17 protein-coding genes and 1 pseudogene are annotated in these 12,294 nt (G+C 59.7%); 12 read left to right on the top strand and 6 right to left on the bottom strand.

Annotated elements, in window-relative coordinates; translation table 11 throughout:
- Positions 1 to 199: 199 nt before the first annotated feature.
- The 4 genes and pseudogenes from AN476_RS03720 to AN476_RS03705 form a co-directional block, all read left to right on the top strand.
- Positions 200 to 1,369 carry an aminodeoxychorismate synthase component I gene (locus AN476_RS03720; protein ID WP_054459625.1) on the top strand — a complete coding sequence of 390 codons (1,170 nt, stop codon included), beginning with the start codon at positions 200 to 202 and terminating at the stop codon, positions 1,367 to 1,369.
- On the top strand, positions 1,312 to 1,995 hold the full coding sequence (locus AN476_RS03715) for an aminotransferase class IV family protein (RefSeq protein WP_054459624.1): 684 nt from the start codon (positions 1,312 to 1,314) through the stop codon (positions 1,993 to 1,995). Before AN476_RS03720 ends, AN476_RS03715 begins: the two co-directional genes overlap by 58 nt.
- Before the next feature lie 122 nt (positions 1,996 to 2,117).
- The gene (gene aspS / locus AN476_RS03710; protein ID WP_054459623.1) at positions 2,118 to 3,971 is read left to right on the top strand and encodes an aspartate--tRNA ligase; all 1,854 of its coding nucleotides are present in this window, start codon (positions 2,118 to 2,120) and stop codon (positions 3,969 to 3,971) included.
- A gap of 298 nt (positions 3,972 to 4,269) precedes the next feature.
- Positions 4,270 to 4,761 (top strand): annotated as a pseudogene (locus tag AN476_RS03705) (DUF1501 domain-containing protein); the annotation flags it as partial.
- 73 nt (positions 4,762 to 4,834) lie between these two features.
- Here AN476_RS03705 and AN476_RS22790 read toward each other — a convergent pair.
- Both AN476_RS22790 and AN476_RS03700 read right to left on the bottom strand, forming a co-directional pair.
- The gene (locus AN476_RS22790; protein WP_157063669.1) at positions 4,835 to 4,987 is read right to left on the bottom strand and encodes a hypothetical protein; all 153 of its coding nucleotides are present in this window, start codon (positions 4,985 to 4,987) and stop codon (positions 4,835 to 4,837) included.
- Between the two features lie 2 nt (positions 4,988 to 4,989).
- Positions 4,990 to 5,709 (bottom strand): response regulator, encoded by a 720-nt coding sequence (locus AN476_RS03700; protein WP_054459622.1) that lies wholly within the window; start codon positions 5,707 to 5,709, stop codon positions 4,990 to 4,992.
- A gap of 247 nt (positions 5,710 to 5,956) precedes the next feature.
- On the opposite strand from AN476_RS03700, the gene mce reads away from it, so the two are divergent.
- Together mce and AN476_RS03690 are read left to right on the top strand one after the other, a co-directional pair.
- Positions 5,957 to 6,361, top strand: a complete 405-nt coding sequence (gene mce / locus AN476_RS03695) for a methylmalonyl-CoA epimerase (protein ID WP_009811569.1) — start codon at positions 5,957 to 5,959, stop codon at positions 6,359 to 6,361.
- Positions 6,362 to 6,418: 57 nt separating this feature from the next.
- Entirely contained in the window at positions 6,419 to 6,694 is a 276-nt protein-coding gene (locus AN476_RS03690; protein WP_054459621.1) for a DUF1467 family protein, read from the top strand.
- 27 nt (positions 6,695 to 6,721) lie between these two features.
- Here the strand turns inward: AN476_RS03690 and AN476_RS03685 are convergent, their stop codons facing one another.
- Complete coding sequence (locus AN476_RS03685; RefSeq protein WP_054459620.1) at positions 6,722 to 7,414, bottom strand: EI24 domain-containing protein; 693 nt, start codon at positions 7,412 to 7,414, stop codon at positions 6,722 to 6,724.
- A complete protein-coding gene (locus AN476_RS03680) occupies positions 7,411 to 8,004 on the bottom strand; it encodes a nitroreductase family protein (RefSeq protein WP_054459619.1) in 594 nt (197 codons plus the stop codon). The genes AN476_RS03685 and AN476_RS03680 overlap by 4 nt, the downstream gene beginning before the upstream one ends.
- 184 nt (positions 8,005 to 8,188) lie before the next feature.
- Between AN476_RS03680 and AN476_RS03675 the strand changes: the two genes are divergently transcribed.
- The gene (locus tag AN476_RS03675; protein WP_054459618.1) at positions 8,189 to 8,470 is read left to right on the top strand and encodes a DUF167 domain-containing protein; all 282 of its coding nucleotides are present in this window, start codon (positions 8,189 to 8,191) and stop codon (positions 8,468 to 8,470) included.
- 29 nt (positions 8,471 to 8,499) lie between these two features.
- On the opposite strand, the gene AN476_RS03670 is transcribed toward AN476_RS03675, so the two are convergent.
- Positions 8,500 to 8,751 carry a hypothetical protein gene (locus tag AN476_RS03670; RefSeq protein WP_054459617.1) on the bottom strand — a complete coding sequence of 84 codons (252 nt, stop codon included), beginning with the start codon at positions 8,749 to 8,751 and terminating at the stop codon, positions 8,500 to 8,502.
- Positions 8,752 to 8,971: 220 nt separating this feature from the next.
- Between AN476_RS03670 and AN476_RS03665 the strand changes: the two genes are divergently transcribed.
- From AN476_RS03665 to AN476_RS03650, 4 genes are all read left to right on the top strand, one after another.
- The gene (locus AN476_RS03665; RefSeq protein WP_172684788.1) at positions 8,972 to 9,355 is read left to right on the top strand and encodes a YigZ family protein; all 384 of its coding nucleotides are present in this window, start codon (positions 8,972 to 8,974) and stop codon (positions 9,353 to 9,355) included.
- A 79-nt stretch (positions 9,356 to 9,434) separates the two neighbouring features.
- The gene (locus AN476_RS03660) at positions 9,435 to 9,698 is read left to right on the top strand and encodes a DUF6455 family protein (protein WP_172684787.1); all 264 of its coding nucleotides are present in this window, start codon (positions 9,435 to 9,437) and stop codon (positions 9,696 to 9,698) included.
- 44 nt (positions 9,699 to 9,742) lie between these two features.
- The gene (locus tag AN476_RS03655; RefSeq protein ID WP_054459615.1) at positions 9,743 to 10,018 is read left to right on the top strand and encodes a DUF6455 family protein; all 276 of its coding nucleotides are present in this window, start codon (positions 9,743 to 9,745) and stop codon (positions 10,016 to 10,018) included.
- Positions 10,019 to 10,087: 69 nt separating this feature from the next.
- Positions 10,088 to 10,384, top strand: a complete 297-nt coding sequence (locus tag AN476_RS03650; protein WP_054459614.1) for a DUF6455 family protein — start codon at positions 10,088 to 10,090, stop codon at positions 10,382 to 10,384.
- 9 nt (positions 10,385 to 10,393) lie between these two features.
- Here the strand turns inward: AN476_RS03650 and AN476_RS03645 are convergent, their stop codons facing one another.
- A complete protein-coding gene (locus AN476_RS03645) occupies positions 10,394 to 10,639 on the bottom strand; it encodes a CDGSH iron-sulfur domain-containing protein (RefSeq protein WP_054459613.1) in 246 nt (81 codons plus the stop codon).
- 250 nt (positions 10,640 to 10,889) lie between these two features.
- Here AN476_RS03645 and rimO point away from each other — a divergent pair, with 250 nt between their 5' ends.
- Entirely contained in the window at positions 10,890 to 12,293 is a 1,404-nt protein-coding gene (rimO, locus tag AN476_RS03640; protein ID WP_054459612.1) for a 30S ribosomal protein S12 methylthiotransferase RimO, read from the top strand.
- The last annotated feature ends 1 nt before the right edge of the window (position 12,294 follow it).

Here is a 12,294-nt window from a genome sequence, read left to right as displayed (position 1 = left end):
CAGATTGGCGGTCGTTCTGAGTTCAGTGGCGAGTCGGGCGCCCCCAAGCGCCCAAATTGTCCTGCGTTATAGGGGTAGCGCAAAAAGGTGCAAGGGGCATCGGACACGCGCTTCGAATTGCCGCTTTTTTGGCTTTTGTTCGCATAGCGTACGGATATAAGCGAGAACAAGAGAAATGGCGTGAAATGAGAGGTGTCCCGTGCAGATCCGTTTTGATCATGGGCCAGATCAGACAAGACAAGCGGCAACGGGCATGCAGTTTGCCCAGCCTCTGCGTGTGATCCGGGCTGATTCTGTCGACCAGGTGCCCGCGGCCCTGGCCGATCTGGAGACCGTGCGGCAGGCAGGGCATTGGCTGGCGGGCTATGCCTCTTACGAGCTGGGCTATGCGCTGGAGCCGAAACTGGCGGGGCTGATGCCGCAGGAGCGGCGCCTGCCATTGATCTGTTTTGGGGTCTATGAGGGACCACAGCAGGCTGTCGTTCGTGAGGCCAGCCCCCACGGGGGGGGCGATGATGCAGGGTTGCAAGCGCTCATGCCGCGTTGGAGTTTTCAGCGCTATGCCGAGGCCTTTGCCCAGGTGAACCACAATATCGGTCGCGGCGACATCTATCAGGCCAACCTGACCTTTCCGATTGATGCCGCCGCATATGGGACATCGCAGGCGCTGTATGCGGCGCTGGTAGCGCATCAGCCGGTGGGGCACGGCGCTTTGGTGCTACAAGAGGGCCTGCCGGATATCCTGTCGCGCTCGCCAGAGCTGTTTTTCCGCACCGATGCTACCGGACGGATCGAAACCCGGCCGATGAAAGGCACCCAGCCGCGGAGCACCGATCCGGTTGCGGATGCCAAGGCCCGCGATTTTCTGCGCCAGGACGAAAAGAATCGGGCCGAAAATCTGATGATCGTGGATCTGTTGCGCAATGATATCTCACGCATTGCAGCGCTGGGCTCGGTTCGGGTGCCCGAGCTATTTGCGGTGGAAAGCTATGCCACGGTGCATCAGATGGTCTCGACCGTTGAGGCGCAGTTGCGACCCGGTGTCGGGCTGGGCCAGATCCTGCAGGCGCTGTTCCCCTGCGGCTCGATCACCGGAGCGCCAAAAATACGCGCCATGGAGTTGTTGTCGGAACTCGAACCATGGGCGCGCGACATTTATTGTGGCACCATTGGCTGGATGGCTCCGGATGGTGCGAGCGCGTTTAATGTCGCCATTCGCACCTTGATGCTGGAGGAGGGGCGCGCCACCCTGAACGTCGGTGGCGGCGTGGTCTGGGACAGTACTGCGCCGTCGGAATATGAGGAAGCCCTATGGAAAGCCCGTTTTGCCCAGTTGGCACCCTCAAAGATGATGCCGATTTCCGCCTGATCGAAACCTTTGGTTTCGTGCCGGGGCGGGGCGTTGCACGGTGGGAATTGCATCTGGCCCGGCTGGCCTCTTCGGCGGCGCATTTTGGCATCGTATTCGACCCCATGGCGATCCACCGCGCTCTGGAGGGCGTCCGGGCCGAGGGTCCCCTGCGCTGTCGGCTGACGTTGGATGCGGAGGGCGGGGTGCAGATCTCCACGGCGCCGATGCCCCAGCAGGCCTCGGCCTGGCGCTTTGCGATTTCAGACATCCGGCTCGACGCGGAGGATCCCTTTCTCCGGTATAAAACAACGCGTCGGGCGCTCTATGATCAGGCCCGCGCAACCCTGCCCGCGGGGATTGACGAGATGCTGTTTCTCAATACCCGTGGGGAGCTCTGTGAGGGCACCATAACGAATTTGGTGATCACGACGGATGATCACCAGCAGCTTACGCCTCCCCTGACGTCGGGCTGTTTGCCGGGGGTCTATCGCCAGAGCCTGCTCAACGCAGGTCAGATCTCCCAGGCCGTGCTGACACCAAAGGATCTGGCAAAAGCGCGCTCGATCAGCCTGGTGAATTCTCTGCGGGGCGAGATCCGGGCAATTTGGGCGCCAGACTGCGAGGAATTTGCCAGCTTTGCTTGACAAGCGCGGCGCAACCCTGTGTATCGGCCCAGACGAATTCTGCGCCGAATTCAGCCTGCCTCTGGCAGATCGCGAATGACGGTGCCACCACAGACTAGACCCTCATACTGAAAGGTCACGCCATGCATGCCTATCGCAGCCATACCTGCGCCGAACTGAACAAATCCAACGTAGGCGAAACCGTGCGCCTCTCCGGTTGGGTCCACCGTGTCCGCGATCACGGCGGCCTCCTGTTCATCGATCTGCGCGACCACTATGGCATCACCCAGGTTATGGCCGACCCCGACAGTCCGGTCTTTGCCGAGATCGAAAAGGTGCGCTCGGAATGGTGTATCCGCATCGACGGCAATGTGCTGGCCCGCGATGAGAGCCTGGTGAACGACAAGCTGCCCACTGGCGAAGTTGAGGTCTTTATCCGCGACATCGAAGTCCTGGGCAAAGCCGAAGAGCTGCCGCTAATGGTCTTTGGCGAGCAGGAATACCCCGAGGAAACCCGCCTGCGCTATCGCTACCTGGATCTGCGCCGCGAGAAGATGCAACAGAACATGCTGCTGCGCTCCAACATGGTGCAGTCGATCCGCAAACGTATGTGGGACAAGGGCTTTAACGAGTACCAAACGCCAATCATCACAGCCTCTTCCCCCGAAGGCGCGCGGGACTTCCTGGTGCCTTCGCGTTTGCACCCTGGCAAATTCTACGCCCTGCCGCAGGCGCCACAGCAGTTCAAGCAGCTGATGATGGTCTCGGGCTTTGACAAATACTTCCAGATTGCGCCCTGTTTCCGCGATGAAGACCCGCGCGCCGACCGCTCACCCACTGATTTCTACCAGCTCGACCTGGAAATGTCCTTTGTCACCCAGCAGGACGTGTTCGACACCATCCAGCCAGTGATGCAGGGCGTGTTTGAGGAATTTGGCGGCGGTCGTAAGGTCGATAGCGAATGGCCGCAGATCTCCTACCGCGATGCGGCGCTCTGGTATGGTTCGGACAAGCCCGACCTGCGCAACCCGATCAAGATGCAGGTGGTCTCGGAACACTTCGCCGGATCCGGCTTTGCCATCTTTGCCAGCCTGCTGGAAAACGAAGGCACCGAAGTCCGCGCCATCCCCGCCCCCAAAGGCGGCAGCCGCAAATTCTGTGACCGGATGAATGCCTTTGCGCAAAAAGAAGGCCTGCCTGGCATGGGCTATATCTTCTGGCGTAAACAGTCGGCAGATAGCATTGCTCAGGAACGCGGCATCACCGTCAAAGAAGTGAACGCGCTGGTTAAATCCGGTGAGATCGTGTTGGGCAATGAGGCCGCAGGCCCGCTGGCCAAAAACATCGGCCCCGAGCGCACCGAGGCGATCCGCCAGCAGCTGGGTCTGGACGTGGGCGATGCGGCCTTCTTCCTGGGTGGCAAACCCAAAGCCTTTGAGGGCGTTGCAGGCCGCGCCCGCAACGTGATCGGCGAAGAGTTGGGCCTCACTGACAAGGACCGCTTTGCCTTTGCCTGGGTCGTGGACTTCCCGATCTACGAGGCTGATGAGGAAACCGGTAAGATTGATTTCGAGCACAACCCCTTCTCCATGCCTCAGGGCGGTATGGATGCGCTGGAAGGGAACCCGCTGGAGGTGCTGGGCTATCAGTATGATCTTGCCTGCAACGGCTACGAGCTGGTCTCGGGTGCGATCCGAAACCACCGCCCCGAAATCATGTTCAAGGCCTTTGAAATTGCCGGCTACGGCAAGGACGAAGTTGAGAAACGCTTTGGCGGCATGGTTAATGCCTTCCAGTACGGCGCGCCCCCCCACGGTGGTTGCGCTGCTGGTATCGACCGTATGGTGATGCTCTTGGCAGATGAGGCTAACATCCGTGAAGTCATCATGTTCCCGATGAACCAGCGCGCCGAAGACCTGATGATGTCTGCCCCCTCCGAGCCGATGTCCGACCAACTGATGGAGCTTGGGTTGCGGGTGATCCCACAGGACCAGTAAACCCAGCGGCAAAACGGCCCCTTTGGCCCAGATCACAGTAACACCCGGGAGCGTGCTCTCGGGTGTTTTTCTTTGCTGGCCACCGAAGCTTTGCAGGGCTTGTGGATTTTGCACGCCCTCTGGATTTCATTTGGCCAAAAATATCCCTGGGGAGCGCCACTGGGCGCGGGGGCAGAGCCCCAATTAAACCCCAAACTCGAAACCAACAGATTGCGCTTGTTTACGCGTATCACAGAAAAACAGGGTGCCGGTTTTTGTCGTGACCTCCTAGGTTAGGGAGAAATCCGGCGGCAAGGCGTATCTTAAACTGGCGGAATTTACCGCCAAACAGCTGCGCGGAGAAACCAGAGTCGCCTCGTTTTTGTTGAACGGTTGGGACACACAATCTCGCCAAACCCGCAGCCTGGGGGCAGCGCTCCGACGGTTGAGTGAGAGCATCCTGGCACTCAAACACGGAGTTGGGCCAGATGTTTGGGGCAAAACCGCGATTGTGGCGATGACCGAGTTTGGCCGTACAATGCGCGAAAATGGTAGGGGGGGTACGGATCACGGCACTGGCGGGGCTATGGTTTTGGCAGGCGGCGCACTTCGCGGTGGCAGGGTCTATGGGCAGTGGCCGGGGCTGAGCGAGGCGGCGCTTTACGATCGCCGTGACCTGATGCCAACCGGGGATGTACGCGCGGTCGCAGCCTGGATCATGCGGGCCATGATCGGAACCGGGCAAAGCGATCTGGAACAACATGTGTTCCCGGGTTTGCAGATGGGGCAGGACCCCGGATTTCTACGCTGACGGCGAATTGCTTTGCATCGCCATCTGTTGCGGCTCTGCCATCTTGGGCCAAAAACCGTCTGATCACCAAAGGCTAGCGCGACAACTCGCCTGGGTGGATCTGCATAGCCTTCAAGGCCTCCGGCGCCCGGTCACGATTGCGTCGGATGATCCGCGCGGAATGGCGGGCCTGCAGATACAAGACAATGGCGAGTGTCGCCAGGGATGTCGAAAAAACCTCGAACATGATCAGATGGCAATCTTTCGTTCCAACCGCTCCTGGACCAGACCGGCGATGACTGCGGCGTCGCTGGCGACGGGGCGGCCTTCGGATCTTGAGCGGGCCAGGTTTTCGGCGGCCTTGGCCAGGGGGCCATCTCCGGCGCTGCGGGCAACCCCGCCCACAAACTGGGCCAGATAGTCGAGTGTCTTGTCTTCCTGGGTGTCGTTCAGCACATCTGCCGCATGGGCCATATCATCCAGGAAGGCGATAGGATCGGGTTCAATGGTTTCATCTGTGAGCTGGCGTGGGCCACTGGGCTGGCGATCATCCGGGAGGCGCGACAGAATGGCCTCCTGAAAGGCAGCAAGCGAGGTGATGGGCTTGGCCAGGAAGCCGTCTGCTCCGGCCGCAATCGCTTGCTCTTCGACGTTTTCATCGCCCGAAATGGCCAAGATAATTCTGACCCTCGGGTGGGCCGCGTCCATTTCCTTGATCAGGTCGAGACCGGAACCATCCGGCAGGCCAACATCCGCGATCACCACTGAAGGGCGGTAGACCTGCAAGTGGCGACGGGCAGATTTCAGACAATCTGCACGTCGAATGCGGGCCCCGCTTCGCAGACAAAGGAGGCGCAGAGCCTCGCAGGCATAGCGGCTGTCTTCGATGACCAGAATGGTCAGACCCAACAGCGGGCGGCGGGCACTTGGTAGTCTTTGGGCGGCTGCAAACAGTTCCGAATCGTCCATTACATTTACTCCTAACAGGATATGCAGAGACGCTATAAATTTGAGGCTAATTCAAAGTTAACAGCCCCGGGGGCAGCCAAACCGAGGCTCAACGCGGGGCAAAAGTCGTGAGGAAATCGGCCAAAGGTGGCAGAGGGCAGGGAACCCTGCGTGAACTGTGGATCTGGGCGCATTGGCGCACTTGCGTGCGATTGCCGCAATTGAGCATAAGGCTGCAAGAATTGCTTTGCCAAGGAGAAGACAGATCATGATTGGGCGCCTGAACCACGTAGCCATTGCCGTTCCCGACCTGGAGGCCGCATCGGCCCAGTACCGCAGCACCCTGGGGGCCAAGGTTGGCGCACCGCAGGACGAGCCAGATCACGGGGTGACAGTTGTCTTTATCGAGCTGCCCAATACCAAGATCGAGCTGCTCTATCCGCTGGGAGATAACTCACCGATCAACGGGTTCCTGGAAAAGAACCCGGCGGGCGGCATCCACCATATCTGCTATGAGGTTGATGACATCCTGGCGGCGCGGGATCATTTGCAGGCCGAAGGGGCCCGGGTACTGGGCAGCGGGGAGCCAAAGATCGGTGCGCATGGCAAACCCGTGCTGTTCCTGCATCCCAAAGACTTCAACGGCTGCCTGGTGGAACTCGAACAGGTTTAAGACTATGTAGAGCGGGCTGCGCTGCCGTGCAGCCCGTCTACGTGAGGAAAAAACACTATGGCCATTACATCCGGGTTGGTTCTATTTGCCGTGATCTGGTTTTTGACCTTTCTGGTCATCATCCCGATCCGCATTGAGACCCAGGGCGACAAGGGCAAGGTTGAGCCCGGAACCCATGCGGGGGCGCCGGAGAACCACTATCTGAAGCAAAAAGCGTGGATAACCACCGGTGTCACCTGTCTCTTGTGGGCTGTGATCGCGGGGATCATCCTGTCCGGGCTGATCACGGTGAATGATTTTGACTGGTTCGACCGTTTGCCTGACCCCTCCTGATCCGCTTCGAGAGGGGCCGGGCCTATATCAGTGGTGCCGCCAGAGCGCGTGAAACAGATGCGTATAGGTGGCGGCGCCCAGGATTGGAATCACCAGATTTAGCAGCGGGATGGACAGGGGCATGGCCATCAGAATTCCAGCCATCCAGATCGTCCCGCTATGTTTGCGGCACAGTTTTCTGGCTTCAACCGGTCCAATGCGTCGGCTCGCGGCCAGGGTGAAATACTCGCGCCCCAAGAGATAACCGTTTAAGCCCCAGAAGATAAAAGGGGCCGCGGGGGGAAACATCGCATAAAGGATCAGCGCCAGGATATTGGCGCCCAGCAGCACTCCCAGAAAATTCACTGTGTCCTTCAGCGCCGCCCAGAGCGGTACGGGGGCGACCTCGGGCAGATGGGGGAAATGTTTATCCTCCACCGCCTGCGCCACCTCGTCCAGAAACATCGAGGTAATGGCCGAGGCCACGGGCACCATCAGGAAGATCGATAGCACCATCATTAAAAGAACTGAGCCGACGGAAAACAGATCGTCGAGCCAGGTCACCTCTCCGATCAGCGGCAGATTCACCGAGGCTGCTGTCAGCCATTGCACCAGCGCCAGAAAACCGATGGTGGCCCCCATCAACAGGGCCAGGGTCAGGCCGATGCCCTTGAACAAGACACGCATAAACCGCGGGTCACTGGTCTGGCTCAGAGTTTTGAAAAAGGCGTCAAAGATCATTTGTCTACCCAGGTTGTCATGGTCGAGAGATCCGGGCGCGGACGTTCCGGTGGTTTGGCGCCTTGGGTGGCGATATGTACGATCCCGGCCACGCGTTCCTGTGCCTGCAGGCCAAAGGCGTCCTGGCAAAACTCAGGATCATGGCTGGCCCAGCCCGACAGCCAATTTGCCCCCCAGCCTGCTGCCAGAGCGGCATTGAGCAGCGACAGACAGACGGCACCGGCGCTGTAGCTCTGTTCAATGGCAGGAATTTTTGCGCTTTCTTTTTGCACTTCCACCACCACCACGGCCAGATGCCCTAGATCGAACTGGCTGCGGGCCTTGGCTATATCTTCTTGCGACTTGCCGAGCCGCGCGCCGCAGTGCTGGGTCAGCTCGGCGAGGCGCGGCATGGCGGCTTTTTCGATGACCACAAAACGCCAGGGCTCCAGCTTGCCATGATCCGGGGTGCGGGCTGCAGCCGTCAGCAGCGGCATGAGCTCCTCGCGCGTGGGAGCCGGGGCGATCAGTGTTTTTGCCGGACGGGAGCGACGCGACAATAGAAAGTGCAGCGCGGCGTCACTGGCCAGGGTTTGGGGGTCGTTGCTCATATGTAAAGCCCTTTTACATCAATGGGGCCAATCTCATCATCTGTACGCAGGAATTCAAGGGGCAGAAGGGCTTTGCCCGTCAGTTTCTGGCAGCTTGTCGGCGTTGAGACAGGTTTCCTAGATCTCAAGAGGGGTTTGCGGGTTCTGCTGGCCAATCGGGCGGAGAACTGGCATCACGTCATCTATGGGTCGGCCAAAGCGAAGAAACCTGCCGGATCTGTCGGATCTGGCTGTCACCGGAGTGCGGATTGCTGTGAAAGTGACGCCGCGGGCCGCCGCAAACGCCATATTACGACAGGAGGCGGGGCTCAAGGTATCTGTCACCGCTGTTCCCGAAAATGGCAGAGCAACCGAGGCAGTGCGCAGCCTCCTGGCAAAGGCCATGGGCGTGGCCGCAACGCGGCTCGAGCTGCAGCAGGGCGCTGCATCCCGCAACAAGGTCTTTGTCTATACCGGAGATGGCTAGACGGCTGCCTTGATCTGGCTTTGCCAGGATCAGGGCTTGTGCTGGGCTTCTTCTGGGACCAGACGGTAAACGCCCTCAGGCAGATCCAAAGCGGCCGCTAGATCACGAACCTGGGAATAGGAGAGGGTGATCTTCTGGACCAGATCGGTGCGGCTGTCCACTTGTTCGATTGTCACACATTCGGCAAAGGCATTTAGTGTGAGGTCTTCCAACAGAGGCTGTTTGCCTTCGTCGACCAGGGTAACCGTGGTGCAGTCAAATTCATGTTCGATACTAAACATACCCAACAGAGTGCCCCTATCCGTGACGGTTTGCAAGCAACCCGCTGTTCGGGAACTCTTTTGTGATCCATGAGACAGTGGCAGCGCTGTTGCTGGGCATCACCGCCTGCTGCCTGTCTGACTGGAAATGAAAGCCAGATCGGCAGCGGCTGGCGTTGTCTGGCTCTGACAGATATGCAGGGGCTAAGACATCTTTTTGACCCTTGGGAGCGCCCCGCAGATGAGTTCCAGCTCTACACCTGCCCCGTCTTTAACCCGGTTGGGAGTCGTGCAGACGGATCGCGGCTCTCGCTATGCGGTGAGCGGCGCCCAGGTCACCTCGCGGGCAGAGGTGGATCAGGTCCTTGCCACGCTGAAAAGTGACCGCAACTACGCCAAGGCAACCCATAACACCTGGGCCGCCCTCTTGCCGACGGGGGGGCTCAAGGCGGATGACGGCGAGAGCGGTGCAGGCATGGTGATTCTGCGGATGCTGGAGCGCGCTGCGCTGCGGGATCATGTGATCATCGTGACCCGCTGGTATGGGGGCAAGAAACTGGGCGGCGACAGGTTTCGCCGGGTCCAGGATGCGGTACGGGCCTATCTGGACCAGACCGCCGGGTAATTGAGCGTTGATTTGCATCAAGGCGTAAGGGCGCCTTCTTTCATAGCCTCTGCCCAACACGATAGGCAGGAGAAACCCGGTGCGCGCGCAATCAACCCTGAAGACCCACGCAGCCCTGTTTGACAGTATGAGCCAGGCCCTCGGCCTAGACCTGGAGGAAGAGGCGATCACCGGCCGTCTGGCCTTTGACGAAATCTCGGAGGCCGTGCTGCGCTGCAGCCGCTGTGCGCATCCTTTGCAATGTGCGGCGCGGCTGGCGCAACCTGGCGAGGGGTTGAGTGAGGCGCCGGATTATTGTCGCAACCGGGATCTGCTGAACTATCTCAAGGAAGGATCCGTCTAGAGAGGCCTTTGGCCCTAGATCGCCAAAACATAGGGAGATTTCACATGCACCCTCTTGGGGACGCGATGCAGCACCTGCAACTCTTGGCCCGGATGGGAAAACACCTGGGCGCAGATCTGGTAGAGGCTTTTGAGGCCGGGAAAATCACCCAGGAAGACTGGGCCGAGATGATCACCTCATGTCGAGGCTGCGATGCGCCAGAGGGCTGCAGGAGCTGGCTGGAAAACCAAGACCATACAGAGGCGGCAGCCAAAGCGGCACGGCCTCCGGCCTATTGCTGCAATGCCGCGCGCCTGCTGAAACTGCGCGAGACCTCCTAACTGAGGACCCCTGTCTCTTAGGGGGCATGGGGCTTCGTTCCGGGGGCAATCCAAGAAGAAAGAGTGATCATGAAAGACTGGCGCGTTGAGCACAGGCCTGTGGAACATAGGGCTTTGGGTGAGTTTAATTCCCATTTCAAACAGTTGCGTGTCATTGCCCAACGGGCAGGCGCTGATCTGGGCGAAGCCCTGCTCGAGGGGCGGATCACTGAGGCCGAATATGCAGCGGCCATCACCCGCTGCCGCGCCGCCAGTTGCCTACAGGCCTGTGCCTATTGGTTGGAGGCGCCCTCACCGGACCACCCGCCGGTACCGGATTTCTGCGCCAACCGCGAGGCCTTTGAGGGCCTGCGTCGCAAAGGCTGAAAGGGACTGTTAAAGTTCGGTGTGACTGCCATCGCAGAGCGGCTGCTTGTCTGAGTTCTTGCAGCCGCAAAAGAAAACTTTGCCGGTTTTTTCGGCAGTGTATTTGACCGGCGCAAAGCTGCTGCCTTTGTGGCTACCATCACAAAAGGGCTGCCTTTGCGATTTGCCGCAGGAACACCAGAAATAGCTTTTGCCTTCGGTGACCTCGACGCCATAGGGGCTTTTCTGGGCGATCTCGGGGATTTCATCTGACATGGCTCGGGTTTCTCCCTGGCTGGTTGCGATGCACGCGAGTGTAGCAGTATTTTCATCACAAAGCCTATGGGGCGTCAGCTTCGTTGGCTCCAGCACAGAGCTCAGGTCAGCGTCTCCCCAAGCACACAGGCGCACAAGCGCCAGGGTGATCGTGCCTAAAACATCGCGGCAATAGGATCGCCATAGGTGCTGCGCGGCGCGCGCTGCCGTTTTTCTTGCCTACGGCCCTATTCCTGTTATATGCGCGACCATGACCAGCAATCCGCCAGACCTCCGCCCCGACCTCGCCCCCAAAGCCCTGATGGGGGATACTCCGCGCGCCGGCCAGCCAACCCTTGGCATGGTCTCCCTTGGCTGCCCCAAGGCGCTGGTGGATTCCGAACGTATCCTCACGCGCTTGCGGGCAGAGGGCTATGGCATCTCGCCTGATTACGCAGGCGCCGATGCGGTGATCGTCAACACCTGTGGCTTTCTGGACAGTGCCAAGGCTGAGAGCCTCGAGGCGATTGGCGAAGCCCTGAAGGAAAACGGCAAGGTCATCGTCACCGGCTGTCTGGGGGCCGAGCCCGACTACATCCGCGAGCATCACCCGCGCATCCTCGCCGTCACTGGCCCACATCAATATGAGCAGGTGCTGGACGCCGTCCATGCCGCCGTGCCCGCCGATCCCAACCCCTTTATTGACCTGCTGCCTGCCACCGGCGTGCAGCTGACCCCGCGCCATTTCAGCTATCTGAAGATCTCGGAAGGCTGCAATCACAAGTGCAAGTTCTGCATCATCCCCGATATGCGCGGCAAGCTGGCTTCGCGCCCGGCCCATGCGGTACTGCGCGAGGCCGACAAACTGGTCAAGGCCGGTGTCAGGGAGCTGCTGGTGATTAGCCAGGATACCTCTGCCTATGGGTTGGACCGCAAATATGATGTGAACCCCTGGAAAGACGGTGAGCTGCGCAGCCATATCCTCGATCTGAGCCGCGAGCTGGGCAAGCTGGCCCCGGCGGATGAGCTGTGGATCCGGTTGCACTATGTCTATCCTTACCCGCATGTGCGCGACCTGATCCCGCTGATGGCGGATCCAGGAAACGCACTTTTGCCCTATATGGATATCCCCTTTCAGCATTCGCACCCGGATGTGTTGAAACGCATGGCGCGCCCCGCCCATACTGCCAAGACCCTCACCGAGATCGCCGCTTGGCGGGAGATCTGCCCCGATATCACTCTGCGCTCGACCTTTATCGTCGGCTACCCGGGCGAGACAGAGGCCGAGTTCCAGCATCTGCTGGACTGGATGGATGAGGCGCAATTGGATCGGGTGGGCTGCTTTAAGTATGAAAACGTCAATGGCGCGCGCTCCAATGCCCTGCCGGATCATGTGGCCGAAGAGGTCAAGCAAGAGCGCTGGGAACGGTTCATGGAGAAGGCGCAAGGCATTTCCGAGGCCAAACTGCAGGCCAAGGTCGGCCAGATCTGCCAGGTCATTGTGGACGACATTGATGAGGACGGCATCGCCACCTGCCGTACCAAGGCCGACGCGCCCGAGATCGACGGCAACCTGTTTATTGATGAAGGCACCGAGGGACTAAAGGTTGGCGATCTGGTCACCGTCGAAATCGATGAAGCTGGGGACTATGATCTTTGGGGCAAGCTCGGATAGA

It is taken from the genome of Phaeobacter sp. 11ANDIMAR09 (assembly GCF_001294455.1).
Lineage (GTDB): Bacteria > Pseudomonadota > Alphaproteobacteria > Rhodobacterales > Rhodobacteraceae > Pseudophaeobacter.
Note: the sequence above shows the minus strand (reverse complement) of the source record. Positions and strands in the feature narration are given on the sequence as shown.

Bases quoted from the DNA above. Each gene is read 5' to 3' on its own strand.
- mce (WP_009811569.1), top strand. From the start codon at position 5,957: ATGATTGGGCGCCTGAACCACGTAGCCATTGCCGTTCCCGACCTGGAG.
- AN476_RS03700 (WP_054459622.1), bottom strand. From the start codon at position 5,709: ATGGACGATTCGGAACTGTTTGCAGCCGCCCAAAGACTACCAAGTGCC.
- AN476_RS03670 (WP_054459617.1), bottom strand. From the start codon at position 8,751: ATGTTTAGTATCGAACATGAATTTGACTGCACCACGGTTACCCTGGTC.
- AN476_RS03665 (WP_172684788.1), top strand. From the start codon at position 8,972: ATGAGTTCCAGCTCTACACCTGCCCCGTCTTTAACCCGGTTGGGAGTC.
- rimO (WP_054459612.1), top strand. From the start codon at position 10,890: ATGACCAGCAATCCGCCAGACCTCCGCCCCGACCTCGCCCCCAAAGCC.
- AN476_RS03645 (WP_054459613.1), bottom strand. From the start codon at position 10,639: ATGTCAGATGAAATCCCCGAGATCGCCCAGAAAAGCCCCTATGGCGTC.
- AN476_RS03675 (WP_054459618.1), top strand. From the start codon at position 8,189: ATGGGTCGGCCAAAGCGAAGAAACCTGCCGGATCTGTCGGATCTGGCT.
- AN476_RS03690 (WP_054459621.1), top strand. From the start codon at position 6,419: ATGGCCATTACATCCGGGTTGGTTCTATTTGCCGTGATCTGGTTTTTG.
- AN476_RS03680 (WP_054459619.1), bottom strand. From the start codon at position 8,004: ATGAGCAACGACCCCCAAACCCTGGCCAGTGACGCCGCGCTGCACTTT.
- AN476_RS03655 (WP_054459615.1), top strand. From the start codon at position 9,743: ATGCACCCTCTTGGGGACGCGATGCAGCACCTGCAACTCTTGGCCCGG.
- AN476_RS22790 (WP_157063669.1), bottom strand. From the start codon at position 4,987: ATGTTCGAGGTTTTTTCGACATCCCTGGCGACACTCGCCATTGTCTTG.
- AN476_RS03650 (WP_054459614.1), top strand. From the start codon at position 10,088: ATGAAAGACTGGCGCGTTGAGCACAGGCCTGTGGAACATAGGGCTTTG.
- aspS (WP_054459623.1), top strand. From the start codon at position 2,118: ATGCATGCCTATCGCAGCCATACCTGCGCCGAACTGAACAAATCCAAC.
- AN476_RS03685 (WP_054459620.1), bottom strand. From the start codon at position 7,414: ATGATCTTTGACGCCTTTTTCAAAACTCTGAGCCAGACCAGTGACCCG.
- AN476_RS03715 (WP_054459624.1), top strand. From the start codon at position 1,312: ATGGAAAGCCCGTTTTGCCCAGTTGGCACCCTCAAAGATGATGCCGAT.